General features: G+C 48.4%; 4 protein-coding genes. 2 read left to right on the top strand and 2 right to left on the bottom strand.

The features are described 5' to 3' along the window. A partial coding sequence (locus FD23_RS10455; RefSeq protein ID WP_236743886.1) for an ABC transporter permease occupies nt 1–430 on the bottom strand: 430 nt, incomplete at its 3' end. A 3-nt stretch (nt 431–433) separates the two neighbouring features. Further along, nucleotides 434–1,357, bottom strand: coding sequence for an ATP-binding cassette domain-containing protein (locus FD23_RS04980; protein ID WP_025895873.1), 924 nt, complete (start codon nt 1,355–1,357; stop codon nt 434–436). Nucleotides 1,358–1,687: 330 nt separating this feature from the next. Between FD23_RS04980 and FD23_RS04985 the strand changes: the two genes are divergently transcribed. Further along, nucleotides 1,688–2,146 (top strand): Rrf2 family transcriptional regulator, encoded by a 459-nt coding sequence (locus tag FD23_RS04985; protein WP_025895875.1) that lies wholly within the window; start codon nt 1,688–1,690, stop codon nt 2,144–2,146. 148 nt (nt 2,147–2,294) lie between these two features. Continuing rightward, nucleotides 2,295–2,648, top strand: coding sequence for a Rossmann-fold NAD(P)-binding domain-containing protein (locus tag FD23_RS04990; RefSeq protein WP_236743887.1), 354 nt, complete (start codon nt 2,295–2,297; stop codon nt 2,646–2,648). Nucleotides 2,649–2,765: the final 117 nt, after the last annotated feature.

The raw sequence follows: 2,765 nt of genomic DNA on the forward strand, positions 1-2,765 counted from the left end.
TGCTGACGCCGGAAAGGATTATGGGCAGGGCAATGGGGAATTCCAGGCGGGATAATTTTTTCCAGCGGCTTAAGCCAAAGGCATCGGCCGCTTCTTCCAAGTTGGGATCGATATTTCTTAAAGCCGAGTAGGTATTCTGGTAGATTGGCATGATCCCGTACGCAGTCAAGGCGATCAAGGCCGGAGTCGTCCCGATTCCGACAAAAGGAATCAAGAGACCGAGCAGGGCCAGACTGGGGATGGTCTGGATGATACTGGTGATTTGGAAGATCACTTCCCCGGCTCTTTTGCTGTGGGCCAGGAGCATCCCTAAAGGAATGGCGATCAAGCAAGAAAGCAAGAGGGCTTCCATGGATAAGAGCAAGTGCTCACCTAAAGCCTGCCAGATCTGCCCTTGGTGCGACGATATAGTATTGATCAATTCACTCATCTCTTAGTCCCCCCATTTTCCAAAGTAGTGCAACAGGTCGCTGGACTTGATTTGGTAACCTGCTCCCTGGTAGGCAAATTGCAAAAAGCCAGCTTTTTCAGCTAATCCCGTGACTTCTTCGACTTTCTCAACTTCCGGCAGATTCTCTTCTGTAATTCTATTTACGTATGGACTAGCCAAAAGCTCAAGCATAGTGCCCAGCCGTGGCCGGGCGCTCTTGAAGAAGTCAGCCACAAAGTAGTTGGCTGGCTTTTGCACGATTTCTTCCGGGTTGCCGACTTGCAGCAGGCAGCCATCCTGGATAACCCCGATCCGGTCCCCTAAACGCAAGGCTTCCTGCATGTCGTGGGTCACGAAGACAACCGTGGTCTTGCTTTGCCGGTGCAGGTCAAGTAGGAGCTCTTGCTGCTGGCGGCGCAGGACCGGGTCTAAGGCACTGAAGGATTCGTCCATCAAGATCAATTTGGGCTGGCTGGCCATGGCCCGGGCGATAGCGACCCGCTGCTGCTGGCCGCCTGAAAGTTCTTTGGGCAGCCGGGAGATATACTTGTCCCCTTCCAGGCCAACCTGGGCCAGTAATGCTAAGGCCCGCTTCTTTCGTTCAACCTTTTTGACTCCGGCTTCTTCCAGCTGGATAGTGATATTGTCACCAACCGTTAAGTTAGGAAAAAGGCTGCTAGTCTGCAGGACATAGCCCATATGCAGGCGGAGCTGGCGCAGGTCGTGGTCTTTGACTCTTTTGCCGTCTAAGTAGACATCGCCATGAGTCGGTTCTGTTAAACGGTTGATCATTCTGAGCAAAGTCGTCTTCCCGCTCCCGCTGGGGCCGACTAAGACAAAAAGCTCCCCGTCATTGATTGTAAGATTTATCTGCTTCAAGATGACATTGTCTCCATAGGTCATCCCGACATCGCTGTATTCGATCATTTTCCCCTCCATCTCGCAGGGCATTCATGTAACTTAAATGGTTTCTCGACTTAGCATAAACTCTTTCTTAGCCCTTGTAAAGGTAAAAGCTACAGCTTTCTTCTTTTTCTTGGCCAGGAATCTATAATAGTTTCTCATCCTTCTATCTTGGGCCAGCTACTTATAAGAAAAGTGTAAAAGCAGTACTATTGCTTAGTCGGCATCTTCCAGGCGAGTATAAGCTTCATTCTGCTCTTGCTGACAAAGAACTTGCTTTTAGCAATTTGAGTTACTATACTGGTAATTAGATAAGTTACATGATTTGCCTAATTATTTGGGAGAGAAAAACAAATGAAAGTATCAACCCGCTTTAGTGACAGCATCCACCTTTTGACCTTTCTCGTGATCTACAAAGGAAAGACCACTCTGTCCAGCAACATCATCGCCAGTTCTTTAAATACTTCGCCAGTTGTGGTGAGACGGTTAATGTCGAATTTAAGGGATGCCGGCTTTATCAAGACGACCCATGGGTCACCGGATACAGAGCTATTAAGGGAGCCAAAAGACATCAGCCTGCTGGAAATCTATCTAGCAACTGAAGGTAAAAGTCCCCTTTTTGCAATCGACCACGAAACAAATCCGGACTGCATTGTCGGCGGCAACATCCAGCCAACCTTGACCGACTACTTTTCCCACGCGGAGATCGCGGCGGAGGCGGTTTTAGGTAAGATCAGCCTGCAGGACGTGATTGACACGATTTTGGTTAAAGAAGCCGCGAAAAAGCAGGCAGAAAATAGTAAAGAAGAATAAGCGGAGAAAAATTGTAAGGAAGTCAAAATGAAATACACGATTACTGGCGCAACCGGCCACTTAGGTAGAAAAGGCTGACCCCTTGGTCCCATACCTGCCGGAGTTGATTGCAAGAGGCAATGTGATCTACCCGGTTGGCGATCAGGCGATGAGTTTTATCTCAAGAAAAGACAGTGCGGAAGCTATTGCCAATGTCGCTGTCCGGCCTTACCTCAGAGACAAGGAGCAGATTTACCTTTTGACCCAGGAAAAGAACTATAACATGGTTGAATTAAGCCGGATCATGACTGAAGTTACCGGAGAAAAGATCGGCTACCAGCCGGTCAGCCTAGAAGAATTCGCGAATATCTACCGGTCTGAAGGCGACGGGGATGAACTGGCCTCCATGTACAAGGCGGCAGCCATGGGCTTGATGGACGGAGTTACTGATGACTTCACCCGGATCACGGGCCATACCCCACGGAATATGAAGGACTTTTTGGCAGAAAACTATAAGAAGTAAGATGAATCAGTTTTAACAGCAAAGAAAAAGGATGCAGCTGATGTGACCCCCAAAATTGGGACAATTTAGTATTACGCCGTTAAGGTTGTTAAAACATGATTCCGATATTCAATCGGG

Origin of the sequence: Lactobacillus delbrueckii subsp. delbrueckii DSM 20074 = JCM 1012 (genome assembly GCF_001433875.1) — a bacterium.
Lineage (GTDB): Bacteria > Bacillota > Bacilli > Lactobacillales > Lactobacillaceae > Lactobacillus > Lactobacillus delbrueckii.

Bases quoted from the DNA above. Each gene is read 5' to 3' on its own strand.
- FD23_RS04980 (WP_025895873.1), bottom strand. From the start codon at position 1,357: ATGATCGAATACAGCGATGTCGGGATGACCTATGGAGACAATGTCATC.
- FD23_RS04985 (WP_025895875.1), top strand. From the start codon at position 1,688: ATGAAAGTATCAACCCGCTTTAGTGACAGCATCCACCTTTTGACCTTT.
- FD23_RS04990 (WP_236743887.1), top strand. From the start codon at position 2,295: ATGAGTTTTATCTCAAGAAAAGACAGTGCGGAAGCTATTGCCAATGTC.